At 72.3% G+C, this 16,094-nt stretch carries 16 protein-coding genes; 5 read left to right on the forward strand and 11 right to left on the reverse strand.

The annotated features are described in order from the left end of the window. Positions 1-56: 56 nt before the first annotated feature. The 3 genes from A6A08_RS09330 to A6A08_RS09340 all read left to right on the forward strand — a co-directional run bounded on the left by A6A08_RS09330 (position 57) and on the right by A6A08_RS09340 (position 2,484). Positions 57-1,412, forward strand: a complete 1,356-nt coding sequence (locus tag A6A08_RS09330; protein ID WP_073702213.1) for an LCP family protein — start codon at positions 57-59, stop codon at positions 1,410-1,412. Between the two features lie 173 nt (positions 1,413-1,585). Continuing rightward, entirely contained in the window at positions 1,586-2,239 is a 654-nt protein-coding gene (locus tag A6A08_RS09335) for a DUF2975 domain-containing protein (RefSeq protein WP_073702152.1), read from the forward strand. Further along, positions 2,239-2,484: a helix-turn-helix transcriptional regulator gene (locus A6A08_RS09340; RefSeq protein WP_073702153.1), complete on the forward strand. Its 246-nt coding sequence runs from the start codon at positions 2,239-2,241 to the stop codon at positions 2,482-2,484. The genes A6A08_RS09335 and A6A08_RS09340 overlap by 1 nt, the downstream gene beginning before the upstream one ends. Before the next feature lie 80 nt (positions 2,485-2,564). Here A6A08_RS09340 and A6A08_RS09345 read toward each other — a convergent pair whose 3' ends face one another. From A6A08_RS09345 to A6A08_RS09390, 10 genes are all read right to left on the reverse strand, one after another. After that, on the reverse strand, positions 2,565-3,284 hold the full coding sequence (locus A6A08_RS09345) for a DUF4191 domain-containing protein (RefSeq protein ID WP_073702154.1): 720 nt from the start codon (positions 3,282-3,284) through the stop codon (positions 2,565-2,567). Positions 3,285-3,499: 215 nt separating this feature from the next. After that, positions 3,500-4,453: a lipoyl synthase gene (lipA, locus tag A6A08_RS09350; protein ID WP_073702155.1), complete on the reverse strand. Its 954-nt coding sequence runs from the start codon at positions 4,451-4,453 to the stop codon at positions 3,500-3,502. Between the two features lie 96 nt (positions 4,454-4,549). Beyond that, complete coding sequence (gene lipB / locus A6A08_RS09355) at positions 4,550-5,254, reverse strand: lipoyl(octanoyl) transferase LipB (RefSeq protein WP_073702156.1); 705 nt, start codon at positions 5,252-5,254, stop codon at positions 4,550-4,552. A gap of 9 nt (positions 5,255-5,263) precedes the next feature. After that, entirely contained in the window at positions 5,264-6,196 is a 933-nt protein-coding gene (locus A6A08_RS09360; RefSeq protein WP_073702157.1) for a TIGR01777 family oxidoreductase, read from the reverse strand. 329 nt (positions 6,197-6,525) lie between these two features. Next, a complete protein-coding gene (locus A6A08_RS09365; RefSeq protein WP_073702158.1) occupies positions 6,526-7,092 on the reverse strand; it encodes an NADPH-dependent FMN reductase in 567 nt (188 codons plus the stop codon). A 298-nt stretch (positions 7,093-7,390) separates the two neighbouring features. Further along, a complete protein-coding gene (sucB, locus tag A6A08_RS09370; protein WP_073702159.1) occupies positions 7,391-9,226 on the reverse strand; it encodes a 2-oxoglutarate dehydrogenase, E2 component, dihydrolipoamide succinyltransferase in 1,836 nt (611 codons plus the stop codon). Between the two features lie 104 nt (positions 9,227-9,330). Then, on the reverse strand, positions 9,331-10,707 hold the full coding sequence (gene lpdA, locus A6A08_RS09375) for a dihydrolipoyl dehydrogenase (RefSeq protein WP_073702160.1): 1,377 nt from the start codon (positions 10,705-10,707) through the stop codon (positions 9,331-9,333). Positions 10,708-10,852: 145 nt separating this feature from the next. Then, positions 10,853-12,358: a leucyl aminopeptidase gene (locus A6A08_RS09380; protein ID WP_073702161.1), complete on the reverse strand. Its 1,506-nt coding sequence runs from the start codon at positions 12,356-12,358 to the stop codon at positions 10,853-10,855. A gap of 334 nt (positions 12,359-12,692) precedes the next feature. Continuing rightward, positions 12,693-13,451, reverse strand: a complete 759-nt coding sequence (locus A6A08_RS09385; protein WP_073702214.1) for an adenosylcobinamide-GDP ribazoletransferase — start codon at positions 13,449-13,451, stop codon at positions 12,693-12,695. Between the two features lie 80 nt (positions 13,452-13,531). Further along, a complete protein-coding gene (locus A6A08_RS09390; RefSeq protein WP_073702215.1) occupies positions 13,532-14,527 on the reverse strand; it encodes a bifunctional adenosylcobinamide kinase/adenosylcobinamide-phosphate guanylyltransferase in 996 nt (331 codons plus the stop codon). Positions 14,528-14,798: 271 nt separating this feature from the next. On the opposite strand from A6A08_RS09390, the gene A6A08_RS09395 reads away from it, so the two are divergent. Further along, a complete protein-coding gene (locus tag A6A08_RS09395; protein ID WP_073702162.1) occupies positions 14,799-15,005 on the forward strand; it encodes a hypothetical protein in 207 nt (68 codons plus the stop codon). Positions 15,006-15,100: 95 nt separating this feature from the next. Further along, positions 15,101-15,565: a hypothetical protein gene (locus tag A6A08_RS09400; RefSeq protein ID WP_073702163.1), complete on the forward strand. Its 465-nt coding sequence runs from the start codon at positions 15,101-15,103 to the stop codon at positions 15,563-15,565. Between the two features lie 24 nt (positions 15,566-15,589). On the opposite strand, the gene A6A08_RS09405 is transcribed toward A6A08_RS09400, so the two are convergent. Continuing rightward, positions 15,590-15,955 (reverse strand): DUF1622 domain-containing protein, encoded by a 366-nt coding sequence (locus tag A6A08_RS09405; protein ID WP_073702164.1) that lies wholly within the window; start codon positions 15,953-15,955, stop codon positions 15,590-15,592. Positions 15,956-16,094: the final 139 nt, after the last annotated feature.

Raw genomic sequence — 16,094 nt, forward strand, 5'->3', positions numbered from 1 at the left:
GGATCGCAGGTGCCCCCTTGGCTCCCAGAAACGTGTCCCCGGCCCTGGCCGGGAAGATGAGTCCCGGCCAGTGGGTGGCGTGCGGGGTGACCGGTCTGCTCATCGCGGCGAGCCTGACCGTCTACGGGGGGTACCGCGACACCCTCAGCATCGAGACCGAGGAGATCAACACCGACGCCTGGGGTGAGCGCCCCGAACAGGTCGCGGGCATCCACAACATCCTGCTGCTGGGCGGGGACAACGAGTCGGGCGGCAAGCGCCCCGACGTTCTGGTCATCGTCAACATCAACGTGGACAACGGCACCGTGACCATGGTCAACCTGCCGCGCGACCTGATCGTGGACATCCCCCCGTGCGATCCGGTCGACGACTCCCCCGGATGGCCCGGCGGGCTGCAGCAGATCAACCACGCCGCGACCTACGGCGGTCTGGACTGCCTGGGCAACACCGTGGAGGAGACCACCGACATCCATCTGGACCACATGGTGATGGTGGACTTCGCCGGGTTCGAGAGCATCGTGAACACCGTCGGCGGCGTCGAACTGTGCATCCCCGAGGAGCTGGACGACCCCAAGGCCCACCTGTCGCTGGACCCGGGGACGCAGACCCTCAGCGGTGAGGAGGCGCTCGCGCTGGCCCGCTCCCGCCAGAGCACGGAGAACCAGGACGACATGGGGCGGATCAAGAGCCAGCAGCGGCTGATCGGCGCCATCCTGCGCAAGGTCACCAGCGGCGAGACCCTGTCCAGTCCCACCACGCTCTACGACTTCCTCGGCTCGGTCACCGACAGCATGGTGACCGACGACGGGCTCACCGTGGACAAGATGGCGGAGCTGGCCATCGCCATGCGCGAGGTCGACCTGAGCCGGATCAACATGGTGATGGTGCCGGTCGTCAACTCGCGGACCCACCAGTACAAGGTGGACCCCAAGCGGCCCGCCGCCGACGAGCTGTTCGCCGCCGTCGCCTCCGGTGGCGTGCTGCCCGAAGAGGAGGGCGAGGACGGGGGCGGGGAGTCCGAGGAGCCGGCCGTCGAACCCGGCGACGTGTCCGTGCGGGTGCTCAACGGCACCGCGCGGAACGGTCTGGCCGACGCCGTCCAGGGGCTCCTGGAGGAGAAGGGCTTCACGGTCACCGGGGTGGGCAACCCAGGACCGCGCAACCCGCGGCAGAGCACCATCTACCACGGCCCCGGCCAGGAGGCCGAGGCACAGACCCTCGCCGCCGCGCTCGACACCGTCCGGCTTGAGGAGGTCCCCGAGTTCGGCGGGGAGCTGGAGTTGGTGATGGCGGAGAGCGACTGGTACGGCCTGGCCGGTGACGGCTCCGCCCCGGCCGAGGACGGGGGCGAGGGTGCGCTGGCCGGGCTGGACACCGCGTCCGCCGCCGAGGACACGGTCTCCTGCGAGTAGGCCCGACGACCGCGAGGAAGGGCCCGTGAGCACCCCGGAAGGTGCTCACGGGCCCTTCCCGTGTCCGGGGGGGAGGTGTGCGGGCGGGCTCGGGGCCACGGCCCGGCACGGACATGACAGACTGTGGCATATCGATTATCGTTATTATCGAAAAACGATAAGGAAGGTGTGTCATGTCCAGGTGGTACCACGTCCGCTGGAGCCGGGCCGACAGCGTCATCGTCCAGGTCGTCCTCATCCTCGGTATCGGGCTCACCGGCCTCGGTATGCTCCTCGCCCTCGCGTGGACCGCTTCGCTCCTTCCCCCGGGCGGGGGAGCGGTGCCCGACACCATCACCGTCCGGATCCCGGATGAGGCCTCCGAGCCCCGGGTCGGCGTGGCGACCACCGGCGCCGTCTACGAGACCGGGCCGACCGGGGCCATACGGCTCACGTTCCACGACCCCACCATCGCGGAGCGGCTCCTGCTGGTCGCCCCCGGCATGCTGGGCGCCACCGCGGCCCTCGTGGTGATGGCCATGGTGCTGCGCCTCATCCAGAGCCTGGACAAGGGCGACCCCTTCGTCCCCGCCAACGTGCGCCGCGTCTACACCATCGCGTTCACGGTCCTGGCGGCCTCCGTGCTCGTCCCCCTGACCGGGATGGTCTGCGAGGGGATCCTGCGGTCCCGGGCCCTTGGCACGGACGGGTTCTTCCTCGCGGTGGGCGCCTCCGAGGGAAACGGCATCTCCCTCACCCACGTCTTCGTCGGGCTCGTCCTGGCCGCGCTCGCCGAGGTCTTCCGCCGCGGCACGCGGCTGCGCGAGGACGTCAGGGGGCTCGTCTGATGCCGCCCGAGGACGCCGACGGTATCCGCGTCCACCTGGACAAGCTCCTGGCCGAACGCGGTATGACCCTGACCCAGCTCGCCGAGCGGGTCGGCGTCACCGTCGTCAACCTGTCGGTGCTCAAGAACGACCGGGCCAGGGCGATCCGCTTCTCCACCCTGGCCGCGCTGTGCCGTGAGCTCCGCTGCCAGCCAGGCGACCTGATCGGCTACGAACCCGAGGCGGGGCCCGAGGGCTCCGACTGAGCCCGGCCGGACACGCGAAGGGGGCCGTCGCACCCGTTGGTGCGACGACCCCTCCACGCCTGCCTTGCGGCCCGGGGCGTCTAGCCGCCCATCTGGCCGCGCATGCCCTTGGGCATCTTCGCGCCCTTGGGCATGGGGCCCTTGGGCATCTGCATCTTGGCGGGCAGCGCCTTGAGCCGGTAGTTCAGCTCGGCGGTCCCGGCCTTGTCCAGGTTGCGGGGCAGCTTGACCAGGGTGCGCTGGAGCTTGGAGACCGGCACCTGGTCCTCGCCGTTGCCGACCTTGAAGTCGTAGATGGGGGTGTCGTAGGCGACGCGGGAGACGCGCTTCTTCTCGCCGGCGATCAGCGGCTTGAGGCGGCCCGGGTCGCCCTCGCCGACCAGGATCACGCCGGGGCGGCCCACCACGCGGTGTACGACGTCCATCTGCTTGTTGGCGGCCACACCGGGCTCGACCGACCAGTTGCCGCGCATGTTCTCCAGGATCGCCATCCCCGCGCCCAGGCGCCCGTCCAGCATCTTGTACTGGACGCGCTGCGCGGAGCGGGTGAAGATGATGAAGCCGACCAGGAAGGCGACCGGCAGACCGGTCAGCGGCCACAGGATCCACGAGCCGGTCCAGAGGCCGATACCGACGAAGACCGCGAGGATGACCACCGCGGCGCCGACCGCGAGCGGGATGCTGCGCGGACTCTGCTGGTGGACGACCTTGGCGACCATGCCGATCTGCTTGAGACGGCCCGGCTGCTTCTCGGCCCCGTCCTTGCCCTGAGCCGTGTTCTGGGAACCCTTTTTCGCCATCGTGCTCTCAGGCAGCGCGCGCCGACCTTGGTCGGCGGGGAAGGAGATCCCTGGGCTGCCTTGCCTCCTCTTCGCGGTCGACCTGGGTGCGGCGCCTTGCGGCGCCACCGACGGGGCGCCTCTCCTCACCAGGATATGTGGACGTGCTCCTATGTGAGGAACGGTGGCCCGCGGGCCACCGTTCCAGGTTGGTCACGACTCGGGCGAAAGGCCCGTTACGCGTTGTTCGCCAGGGCGTTGTTCTCGGCGTCCCGCTTCTCCCGCGCCTGCTTGTACAGGCGTCCGGCGCGGTAGGAGGAACGCACCAGCGGACCCGACATGACACCGGCGAAGCCGATCTCCTCGGCCTCCTGGCCCAGCTCCACGAACTCCTCCGGCTTCACCCACCGGTCGATCGGGTGGTGCAGCTTGGAGGGGCGCAGGTACTGGGTGATGGTGAGCAGGTCGCACCCGGCCTCGTGCAGGTCGCGCATCGCCTCGCTGATCTCCTCACGGGTCTCGCCCATGCCCAGGATCAGGTTCGACTTGGTGACCAGGTCGTCCTCGCGGGCCTCGGTGATCACCCTGAGGGAGCGCTCGTAGCGGAAGCCCGGACGGATGCGCTTGAAGATCCGCGGCACCGTCTCGATGTTGTGCGCGAGCACCTCCGGACGCGAGCCGAACACCTCGGCGAGCTGCTCCGGGTCGGCGTTGAAGTCGGGGATCAGCAGCTCCACGCCCGTGTCCGGGTTGAGCTCGTGGATCTTGCGGACGGTCTCCGCGTACAGCCAGGCGCCGCCGTCCTCCAGGTCGTCACGGGCCACCCCGGTGACGGTGGCGTAGCGCAGCCCCATGGTCCTCACGGAGTTGGCGACCTTGGTCGGCTCCATGCGGTCCAGGGCGGTGGGCTTGCCGGTGGCGATCTGGCAGAAGTCGCAGCGCCGCGTGCACTGGTCGCCGCCGATGAGGAACGTGGCCTCGCGGTCCTCCCAGCACTCGTAGATGTTGGGGCACCCGGCCTCCTGGCACACCGTGTGCAGGCCCTCGCTCTTGACCAGGGAGTGGAGCTCGGTGTACTCGGGCCCCATGTGCGCCTTGATCTTGATCCACGGCGGCTTCTTCTCGATGGGGGTCTCGCTGTTGCGCGCCTCCACGCGCAGCAGCTTGCGGCCCTCAGGAGCGATGGTCAACGTGAACCCGTTCCCTTCTGTGCCCCGTGACGGGGACCCTTCCGCCCCTTGTGGGGGCGCTTCGTCCCTGCGGGGACTGGCTCATGGTGTGGTGTGTCATCCACGGGCGGTGGCGCCGGAGAGCAGTTCGGCGCCGTCGGTGTGGCTGTACCCCTCCGCGCCGAGGACGTCCGCCAGGTGGCGTTCCATCAGCGGCCGTACCTCGGCCACGGTCACGTCACGCCCCAGCTCGACGGAGAGCGAGGTGGTCCCGGCGTCGGTGATCCCGCACGGGATGATCCGGTCGTACCACGACAGATCATTGTTGCAGTTCAACGCGAGTCCGTGCATACCGACCCCACGGGCGATCCGGCAGCCGATGGCGGCCACCTTGCGCTCGATCAGACCGCGCTCGGGGTCGGCGTCCAGCCACACCCCGGTGCGCCCCTCCACCCGCCTGCCGGTCAGGCCGTACTCCGCGATGGTGCGGATGATGGCCTCCTCCAGCATCCGTACGTAGGCGATCACGTCCACGGGGTCGGGCATTCGGACGATGGGGTACACCGTCAGCTGCCCGGGGCCGTGCCAGGTGATCTTGCCGCCCCGGTCGATGTCCACGACGGGCGCTCCGGGGTCGGTGATGGGACGATCCCACCTCCCGGTGCGTTTTCCGGCGGTGTAGACGGGCTCGTGTTCCAGGAACAGGACCGTGTCGGCCACCTCATCGGCGACGCGGCGCTCGTGGAGCCGCTTCTGCAGATCCCAGCCCTGGTGGTACGGGACGGGAGTGTCGCCCAGCCATGCGTAAACGAGATCACTCACACACCCACCTTACGCCCCGGTGGAGGGCGCGGGTCTGGCCAGGATGTCGGATAGCGCACGGTCGAGGGTGGGCAGGGAGAAGGAATACCCGGCCTTGTCCAGGCGTTCGGGCAGCACCCTCAGGTCGGTCAGCGCGGTCTCCTCGGCGAAGTCCCCCAGGGCCGCGCGCAGTGCCGCGGCCGGGACGGGGAGGAGCGTCGGGCGGCCCAGCGCCCCACCCAGGGCCCGGGCGAAGTCCGCGTTGCTCACCGGCTCCGGCGCGCACATGTTCACCGGCCCGGTGATCTCGGGATGCTCCAGCAGGAAGCGCACGGCCCCGATGTGGTCGCGCATGGCGATCCAGCTCATGTACTGAGTTCCCGGCCCCATGCGGCCGCCCAGCCCGGCCCGGTACAGCGGCAGCAGCGTGCGCAGCATACCGCCCGAGCGGTCGAGCACCACCGAGGTGCGCATGTGGGCCACCGACAGGCCCGCCTCGACGGCGGGGGCGGCGGCCTCCTCCCAGGCCCGGCACACCCCGGCCAGGAACCCGGTGCCCGGCGGGCTGTCCTCGGTGGCCGGGTGCCCGCCGGTGTCACCGTAGTAGTGCGTCCCCGACGCGGTCAGCAGGCGCGGAGGCGGACCGGCCATGCCCGCCAGCGCCTGGCACAGCGTGCGGGTGCCGCGCACCCGGCTGCGCCGGATGAGGGTGCGCCGGTGCCGTGTCCACAGGGCCGGGCCGATCGGCGCGCCGGCCAGGTGTACCACCGCGTCGGTCTCGTGCAGGGCCACGGTGTCCACCCGTCCCTGCTCGGGGCGCCACTCCGCCTCCTCCACGCGCGACGGATGCCGCCCCCGGGGCAGGTGCCGCACCATGCGCACCACCGTGTGCCCGTCGTCGAGGAGGGACGCCTCCAGCGCCCTGCCGATGAGTCCTGATGCCCCCGTGATCGCCACTCTCATGGTCCAGGGTCTACCCTCAGGGCCCCCGGACTCCCGCGCAGGCGGCCGCCAAAGGCGTGTCCCGGGGGCAGCGGCCGGTTTTTCCTCGGCTTTTTCCGTGAAAGAGCTGCGGGAGGGCTCCCCGGTCTTCTACCTTGAAGGTGGGACAGGAACTCCGCGTCATCGCGGAGCTACTGTGGGCGACGCGCTGTCGGGCTGGCTGCCGCGCGCCCGGCCACAGACCTTTGATGATGGGGATCATCAGGGGATGGTGATTGGTGGGGTAGAAAGGCGGGGCGGTGCCGCGAGGCACCGCCCCGCCGTATTCACGCCGTGCCCGGGCCCCGCGGCTATCCCGGGTAGGGACGGCGCTCCCGGGCCTCGCGCAGGGCCAGCGCCCACCACGCCAGCTGCCGCAGCATCCTCTCCACGGCCGCCTCCGCCTCCGCCATGTCCACCACCGGCTCGCCGTCGGCGCCGAACATCGTCTGTGCGTTGTGCAGGCTGACCGTGTCGCGGATCGTGGCGGTGTGCAGCTCCGAGAAGACCGAGCGCAGCTGCTCGATCGCCCGCAGGCCCCCCGACATCCCGCCGTAGGAGACGAAGCCGACCGCCTTGCCGAACCACTCCCGGCGCGCGGCGTCGATGGCGCTCTTGAGCTCGCCGGGGTAGCCGTGGTTGTACTCCGGAGTCACCACCACGAACCCGTCGGCCGCGTCCACGGTCCGAGCCGACCCCGGGGCCATCGGCCCGCCGTGGCCGTCCGCCGGACTGATGTCGTCCACGTCCAGGAAGTCGAACTCCATGCCCGGGTCGGGGTGCTTGACGGCCCGGTCCACGAACCAGCGCGAGACGGAGGGACCGGTGCGGCCTCTGCGGTTGCCGCCGAGGATGACCGCGATCCGAAGGTTGTCCATGTGGGTCCTTGCTTCTTGGTGCCGTCTCGGCCCACGAAAGAGCGGGCACGTCGGGCGGGCACGCGCGGACCGGCTCTGCCCTGCCGGGAAAGGAGCCGCGCGGCGCACCGTCGGTTCTTCGGGACGCGCCAACGCTAGAACCTCAACAGCTGTTGAGGTCAAATCGGACGGGTCCCGCGGAAGGGGCCCGCCCCGGGGAGGGCTGCGGGCCACAAGACTGCGCCGGGCCGGGAGCCGCGGGGACGGCGCCCGACCCGGCGGGGTCGTACGGAAGGGATCCGGGCAGGGCCCGGGGTGCTCAGGCCAGGCCCAGGTCGCCCTCGAAGGCGCCCTCCTCCAGACGCGCCTTCACCGCCTGCAGGAAGCGTCCGGCGTCGGCGCTGTCGATCAGGCGGTGGTCGTGGGCCAGCGACAGGTACACCATCGAGCGCACCGCGATCACCTCGTCGCCCATGGACGGGTCCTCGAGCACCACGGGGCGCTTGACGACCGCGCCGGTGCCCAGGATCGCCACCTGCGGCTGGTTGATGATCGGTGTGCCGAACAGCGCGCCGGTGCAGCCGGTCTCGGCGATGGTGAACGTGCCGCCGCCCAGCTCGTCCGGGCCGAGCCCGCCGGTGTGGGCGCGCTCGGTCAGGTCCGTGATCCTGTGCGCCAGGCCGCTCAGGTCCAGCTTGCCCGCCTCCTTGACCACCGGGGCGAGGAGGCCGCGCTCGGTGTCCACCGACACGCCGAGGTTCTCCACGTCGTGGTAGGTCACCTCGCGCTTGTCGCTGTCGACCACCGCGTTGAGCTTGGGGTGGGACCGCAGGGCCTCCACCGCGGCCAGCGCGAAGAAGGGGAAGAAGTCCAGCGGAAGGCCCTCGCGCTCGGCGAAGCGGTCGGCGGCCTGCTCGCGCAGGCGGGCGATCTTGGTGACGTCCACCTCGATGACCTGCGTGGTCGTGGCCGAGACGTGCAGCGACTCCACCATCCGGTCCGCGATGGACAGGCGCAGGCGGCTGAGCTTCTCGGTGCGGCCGCGCAGCGAGGCGTCGTCGGCCACCTTGCTCGGCGCCGAGGACGGGGCCGGTGCGGCGGCGCGCGCGGCCTCCTTCTGCTCCTCGGCGGCCTTGAGAACGTCCTGCTTGCGGACGCGCCCGCCCACGCCGGTGCCCTTGACGCGGCCCAGGTCCACGCCGTGCTCGGCGGCGAGCTTGCGCACCAGCGGCGTCACGTAGGCCTCGGTCCCGGAGTCGGTGCCCGAGGCCCGGCCGGTGCCGCTGAGGGTCTCGATGTCCACGGACGGGCCCCCGCCGGCCTGAGCCTCGTCACCGGCGGGCTCGGCCTTGGGAGCGGGCTCCGGCTTCTCGGGAGCGGGTTCCGGCTTCTCGGAGGCGGGCTCCGGCTCGGGCTCCTCGGCGGCTTCGGGCTTCTCGGCGGGCTCGGGCCGCGGCTCGGCCTCGGGCGGAGCGGGCGCCTCGGAGGTGGCCGGGGGCTCGTCGCCGGTACCGCCGATGACGGCGATCTCCGCGCCGATCTCCACGGTCTCGTCCTCGTCGACGAGGATCTTGGTGAGCACACCGGCGGCGGGTGACGGAATCTCGGTGTCCACCTTGTCGGTGGAGACCTCAAGGAGCGGCTCGTCCACCTCGACGGTGTCGCCCACGTTCTTCAGCCACTGGGTGACGGTCCCCTCGGTGACGCTCTCACCCAGGGCGGGCATGGTCACCGACGTCTTCGGACCGCCGGAGGAGGACTCCGACGGCGCGGACGGGGCGGGCGCGGGTTCCGGCTCGGGCTCCTCGGCCGGCTCGGGCTCCTCGGCCGCCGCGGGCTCGGGGGCGGACTCCTCCTCCGGCTCGGGACGGGAGGCCTCGGCGGCGGGCTCGGCACCGCCCTCGTCGGCGCTCTCGCCCTCACCGCCGATGATGGCGATCTCCGCGCCGATCTCCACGGTCTCGTCCTCGTCGACGAGGATCTTGGTGAGCACACCGGCGGCGGGTGACGGAATCTCGGTGTCCACCTTGTCGGTGGAGACCTCAAGGAGCGGCTCGTCCACCTCGACGGTGTCGCCCACGTTCTTCAGCCACTGGGTGACGGTCCCCTCGGTGACGCTCTCACCCAGGGCGGGCATGGAAACGGAAGTCGGCATGGGTTCCTCGTTGGATCTGGGCGCGGTCTCTGCCCAACCCCTTGACTGGGCAGCGCGGATGTGTGCGGGGGCGGGCCTTGGCGGCCCGCCCCCGGGTGGTGCGGTCAGTCGTGGACGTGGAGCGGCTTGCCCGCCAGCGCCAGGTGCGCCTCGCCGAGCGCCTCGGACTGGCTCGGGTGCGGGTGGATCAGTTGCGCCACCTCGGAGGGCAGCGCCTCCCAGTTGTAGATCAGCTGCCCCTCGGCGATCAGCTCGCCGACGCGGCTGCCGACCATGTGGACGCCGAGCACACGGCCGTCCTTCTCGGCGATGACCTTCACCGCTCCCTGCGTCTGCAGGATCTGGCTCTTGCCGTTGCCCGCGAGGCTGTAGTTCATCTCCACGACGTCGTGGCCGCGTTCCTTGGCGACCGCGGAGGTCAGACCCACGGACGCGACCTCGGGCTCACAGTAGGTGACACGGGGAACACCGTCGTAGTCGATCGCGGGCGGGTTCTGCCCCGCGATGTGCTCGGCGACGAAGATGCCCTCGGCGAAGCCCACGTGGGCGAGCTGGAGGGTGGGGATGAGGTCGCCCACGGCGTAGACGTTGCCCACGCCGGTGTGCAGGTTCTCGTCCACCTGGACGAAGCCGCGGTCCAGGGTGATGCCCTGCTCCTCGTAGCCCAGGCCCTCCGAGACGGGCCCGCGTCCGATGGCGACCAGCAGGACCTCGGCCTCCAGGGTCTTGCCGCCCTTGAGGGTGACGGTCACGCCGGAGCCGGTGGTCTTGACCGACTCGAACGGGGTACCCAGCTCGTACTTGATCTTGCGCTTGCGGAAGGCGCGCTCCAGCAGCTTGGAGCTCGACTCCTCCTCCACCGGCACCAGGTGGGGCAGGGCCTCGACGATGGTGACGTCGGCGCCGTAGGAGCGCCACACGCTGGCGAACTCCACACCGATCACACCGCCGCCCAGGACGATGACCGACTCGGGGACGCGGTCCAGGTCCAGGGCCTGGTCGCTGGTCATGACCTTCTCGCCGTCGATGTCCAGGCCCAGGGTCTTGGGCTTGGAACCGGTGGCCAGCAGGATGTTGCGGCCCTTGTAGACGGTGCCGTCGACGGTGACCTCGTCCTTGCCGGTGAGCTTGCCCTCACCCTCCACGACGGTGATCTTGCGGGACTTGACCAGGCCGGTCAGGCCCTTGTACAGGCCGCCGATCACCTTGTCCTTGTACTTGTGCACGGCCTCGATGTCGATGCCCTCGAAGGTGGCCCTGACACCGAAGTTCTCGCTCTCCTTGGCGGAGTCGGCGACCTCGGCCGAGTGCAGCAGGGCCTTGGTGGGGATGCAGCCGCGGTGCAGGCAGGTGCCGCCGAGCTTGTCTTTCTCGATCAGGACGACGCTCATGTCCAGCTCAGCGGCGCGCAGTGCCGCCGCGTAGCCGCCGCTGCCGCCGCCAAGGACGACGAGGTCGAAGGTGCCGCCGCTCTCACTCACGGGAACGAACTCCTTGTTGTGTGGCTGGTGATGGGTGGTGGTTCCGCGGACGGGGCTGGGGAAGACGGGGGGCGGTGTCCGCGTCCGCGGTGCCGGGGAGGGGCGGACGCTCCGGCTCACAGGAGCCCCGCCCCGTCCACGGTGACTACCTGGCGTACTCCTCCGCGATGCGGACCAGCGTGCGCGTACCCGCGCCGGTGCCGCCCTTCGGGGTGTAGCCGTGCGGACCGCCGTGGTTGAAGGACGGACCCGCGATGTCGAGGTGCGCCCACTTGACGCCGTCCTCGACGAACTCCTTGAGGAAGACGCCCGCGGAGAGCATGCCGCCCCAGCGCTCGCCCGCCACGTTGGCGATGTCGGCGACCGAGGAGTCCAGGCCCGAGCGAAGCTCCTCGGGCAGGGGCATCGGCCAGGAGGACTCGCCCGCCGCGCCCGCGGCGGAGACGACCTCGGCGCGCACGTCGTCGTCGTTGGCCATGACCGCGAACACGCGGGTGCCGAGCGCGACCAGCTGGGCGCCGGTCAGGGTGGCGATGTCCACGACCAGGTCGGGAGCGTCCTCCTGCGCGCGGACCAGGGCGTCGGCCATGACCAGGCGGCCCTCGGCGTCGGTGTTGAGGACCTCCACGGTCCTGCCGCCGTAGATGGTCAGCACGTCGGAGGGGCGCTGGGCGGTGCCGCTGGGCATGTTCTCGGCCACGGCCAGGTAGCCGACGACGTTGACCTTCAGGCCCAGGGAGGCGATGGCGCGCATGGCGGCGAGCACGGAGGCGGCGCCGGCCATGTCTGACTTCATCCAGTCCATCGAGCCCGCGGGCTTGAGGGACAGGCCGCCGGAGTCGAAGGTGATGCCCTTGCCGACGAAGGCGACGGTGCGGGTGGCCTCCGGGTGGGTGTGGGAGAGGCGGACCAGGCGGGGCGGGTTGGCCGAGCCCTGGCCCACGCCGGTCAGGCCGCCGTAGCCGCCCTCGGCCAGGGCGCGCTCGTCCAGGACCTCGATCTGCAGGCCGTTCTGCTGGGCGATCTCCTGGGCGGTGTCGGCGAGGTCCTCGGGAACCAGGTCGGCCGGTGCGGTGTTGACCAGGTCACGCGTGAGGTTGACGGCATCGGCCAGGACGGCGGCGCGCTCGGCGGCGTCCCCGGCCTCGGATGCGGGGGAGATCAGGACCAGCTCGGTGGTGGCGTCGGCCCTCCTGCCGTCCCCGGTGCGGTACCGGTCGAAGCCGTAGGCGCCCAGCCGCGCGCCGAGGACGACGGCCTCGGCCTCGGCGGCGCTCTGGGCGGGCAGGGCCAGGGCGACGCGGCCCGCACCCTCCGGGCGCGAGGTCAGGGAACGCAGCGCGGCACCGGCCGCGCGGGACAGGATGTCGGAGTCGACGGGGCCCTCGGCGGGCGCCGGGCCGAGACCGACCGCGACGACGACCGGGGCCTTGACGGCTCCGAGGGAGGCAAGGGTGTGCACCTCCTCGGGGGCGCCGCTCGCTCCCAGGAGCGACAGGGTCTGGCCGAGGCCGCCGGAGAAGGCGGCGTCGACGTCGTGTGCGCCCGACGCGGGCTCCGGAGCATCGCCTCCGGAGTGGTAACCGACGACAACCGCGTCGGCGTCGAGCGAACTGGGGGACTCCGTATTTACTGACAACGACGTGCTCACATCCCTGATGCTAGTCGCCTCGCGTGCTCGGCGGCGACGCGGCGCCCCGGGTCGCGAGGGGGTCTGACGCGGCGCTGCGGGCGGCCCCGGGGGGCGGGGGTTCCCCGGGGCGGCCCCGGCCCGTTCGAGCGGCGAGGGCGGCTCTGGCCGCCGGTGGAGGGCGTCGTGGGCCACCGCCCGGGGGACGGCGCCTGCCCGTGTGCGGAATCCGTGAAACCGGGTGTGAAAAAATGTGATGATCGCGACACCGGGGCCCGGAGCTGCGCGTCGGCGGGAAGCGGCCGACCGCCTCCCGTGTCCACGGCGGGTTCCGCGCACCCGGGGTCGGCGGCCCTCACCCCCAGGCGGAGGCCGCCGCGGCCACCACGAGTACCGCCGTCGCGGCGGACTCCACCAAGGCCCCCAGCACGTCGCCGGTGACACCGCCCAGCCTCCGCACCGCCCGGCGCAGTACGCCGCCCGCCACGAGCAGGCCCGCGACCCCCGCGAGCACGCACGCCGCCGCGAACGCCGGAGCGTGCGCCCAGCCCGTCAGGCACACCGCGGCCGTGAACACACCGGCCGTCAGCGCCCCCGGCCAGCGCACGGTCCCCGCCACGAACGCGCCCAGACCCTCCGGCCGTGCCGACGGCACGCGCGGCGTGCACGCCAGCGCCACCGCGCACCGCCCCACCGCCCCGGCCGCCGCCGCGCCCGTCGGCGCCGCCCACGGCGAGGCCTCCGCCAGCTGCCCCAGCGCCAGCACCTGCGCGCCCAGCACGACCACGAGGGTGACCACGCCGAACGGGCCGATGTCGGAACGCCGCATCACCTCCAGGGCGCCCTCGGGCGGACGGCCGCTGCCCAGCCCGTCGGCCAGGTCCGCCAGACCGTCCAGGTGCAGTCCCCGGGTCGCCAGCGCGGCCAGGCCCACGGCGAGTACCGCCGCCAGCGGCGCGGACAGCCCCGAGGCCGTGCCCAGCACGGCCACCGCGCCGGTCAGGGCGCCCAGGGCCGCGCCCAGCACGGGAGCCCACACCATCGCCCGGCCCGCGACGGAGCGGTCCACCCGCCCCACGCGCACGGGGAACACGGTGAACGTCCCCAGCGCCATCCGCGCGCCGGCGGCCGCACCGGAGACCGCGCCCGAGGGGCCGGGGCCGGGTTCCGGGGAGGCGCCGTGGGCCGTACCGGTCACGGGAACTCCAGGACGCGGCCCGCGGTCACCAGCACGACCTCCTCGGACTCGGCACCCACCCACTGGTTCAGCCGGCCCAGGTGGTCGCGGAACAGTCCTCCGGCACGGGTCGCGGGCACCACGCCCGACCCCACCTCGTTGGTGACCGCCACGACGTAGGCCTGGGTGGAGCGCCAGGCCTCCAGCAGTCCGTGCACCGCGGCCTCCACCTCGTCCTCGGCGCCGGAGGGAGGGTCCTCCTCCCACAGCCCTGCCTCGCCCATCACCCAGGTCAGCCACGTGCCCAGGCAGTCCACCAGGACCGCGCCCCGGGAACGCTTGAGCACCGCCGCCAGGTCGGTGGTCTGCTCGGTGCGCCACCACCACGGGCGGCGCCGCACGTGCCGCTCCACACGCTCGGCCCACGCGGGGTCCTCGACGGGGTCGGGCACCGGGCCGGTCGCCGCGTACAGCACCTTCGGCTCGGCCATCAGGCGCAGCTCGGCCTCGGTGGACTTGCCGGACCGGGCGCCGCCGGTCACCAGGGTCCGGTGTGGGCCGTGCGGCCGCGGCTCCGGCCACACCGCGGGCGGACACGACAGGACCTGCCCGTCGCCCGGCACCAGGGCGCCCCACAGCCGCGCCCGCCGGGCGAACTCCGCGGGGGAGCGGACGCGGTGGTCGCCGCCGACCGCCACGACGGCCGTGGTCACCCCGATCACCCCCGAGCGGCGCAGCTCGCCGATGACCTCGGGGCGCTGCGCCGCGTCCACGACGACCATGTCCACCTGCTGGTCGGGCCGGGTGGAGGAGTAGCCGGAGGAGCCCTCCGCCCGCGCCTCCACCGGCGGGACGCCGGGCAGGGGGCCGGGCCCCGTGCGGGCGTACAGCAGCTTGCCGCCGTCGGGACCCTCCACCAGGACGCCGTCGGGCGTCGGGGACACCGAGTACCCCGGGGGCACCGGGCCCACCGCACCCGTCTCGCGGATACGGAAGCGGTCGTCCACGGTCACGCGCAGGGGCAGGCGCCGTTCGGCGAGGGCCTTGTTGCAGGAGGCGCAGGTGCACTGCGGGGCGGGCCACCCCGAATGGCCGGCTGTCCCGAGAAAACGGATACGCACCCGAAGAGTAAACCTCATGGTCCGCCAAGCCCCGGTCAGGTTCCCCTCCCCCGGAGGGAACGTGCCCGGGGGAGGCCCCCGTCCGGACGCCGAGTGGTTAGGCTCGGGAGCAGGGTCACGGTGACCGGATGCCGTGGCCTCCGCGACGAAGGGGCGGTCGAACATGGCGTGGACCTGGCGGTACTACGGAGCCGAGGGTTCCGGCCCGACGGGGCAGGACCTGCCCTCCGAGACGTTCACCTCGAGGGGCGACGCGGAGAGCTGGCTGGGCGAGAACTGGCAGGAGCTCACCGAGGGCGGAGTGAACCGGGTCGCCCTGCTGGAGGGCGACAAGGAGGTCTACGAGATGTCCCTGGAACCCGTCGAGTAGGCGCTCCGCCGTGTCCCGCCGGGGCACGGCCTCACACGGGTCCGGCGGCCCCGGACCCGGGGGCGCCGGGGCGCCGTCTGCGGGACGATCGGGACATGGTCTCGTCCCTGCGCAGTCTGGCCGTCCTGGAACTGGTCAACGTCCCCCTGTTCGCCGTGGTGCTCTTCCGCTTCCTGAGCGTGCCCGCCTCCCCGGCCAACCTGGCCGGGTTCGCCCTGTTCGCCCTGCTGCTGGTCCAGGGCGGCGCCTACTGGTGGATCAAGGTGCGCCAGCTGCGCACACGGGCACGGGACCCGGAGGGCATGCCGGTCTTTCGCGCCCTGCGGTGGGTGGACCCGCTGCTGCTCCTCGCGGGCGGCGCGGTCGTGGCGGCGGCCCTCGCGGGGGGCGTCCTCTGGACCCGGGTGTGGCCGGGCCTGGGCCTGTGGCTGTTCGCGGTCCTGGAGTACGTCAACTACTTCCACGTCCAGCTGTCCCACCAGACCCGGGCCGACCTGGCCCGGCTGCTGCGGACCGGGCGCCTGCACCGCTCCCACCTGGCCCGCGACATGGCGCGCTGACCGGCCCGCGGCGGGCGGCGCGGGTCAGCTCCGGCCGGAGGAGGGGGAGCTGCGGGACTGCCACGGCCAGCGGTTCTCCAGCTCCACCTCCAGGGAGAAGCTGAGGAAGGTCCGGATGAGAACGATCCCCGCGAGCACCCCGACGGTGGCGAAGGTGGGCGAGACCGCGACCGTGCGGATGATGTCCCCCGCGACGAGGAACTCCAGGCCGAGCAGGATCGCCCGGCCCAGTCCCTGCCGGTAGGGGCGGTAGGCCTCCGCGAACGCCCTGCCGACCACCACGCGGTACACGAACAGCGCCGTCGCCCCCACCGCTCCGACGACGATGACGCCGACCCCGGCGACGTCGATGGCGGTCCCCACTGCCTCGATGACCTGTGCGGTGTCCATCTGCCCCCTCTTCCACGGCTCGTGTGGGGCGACAGCTACCCAGAGCGGAAGGGGGGACACCAGAGGAACGCTCCCCGGACCGGACGCGCGAAGGCCCCGGCCGCCCGGAGGCGGTCGGGGCCCGGTGCGCGGAAGGGGG

Origin of the sequence: Nocardiopsis sp. TSRI0078 (assembly GCF_001905145.1) — a bacterium.
GTDB lineage: Bacteria > Actinomycetota > Actinomycetes > Streptosporangiales > Streptosporangiaceae > Nocardiopsis.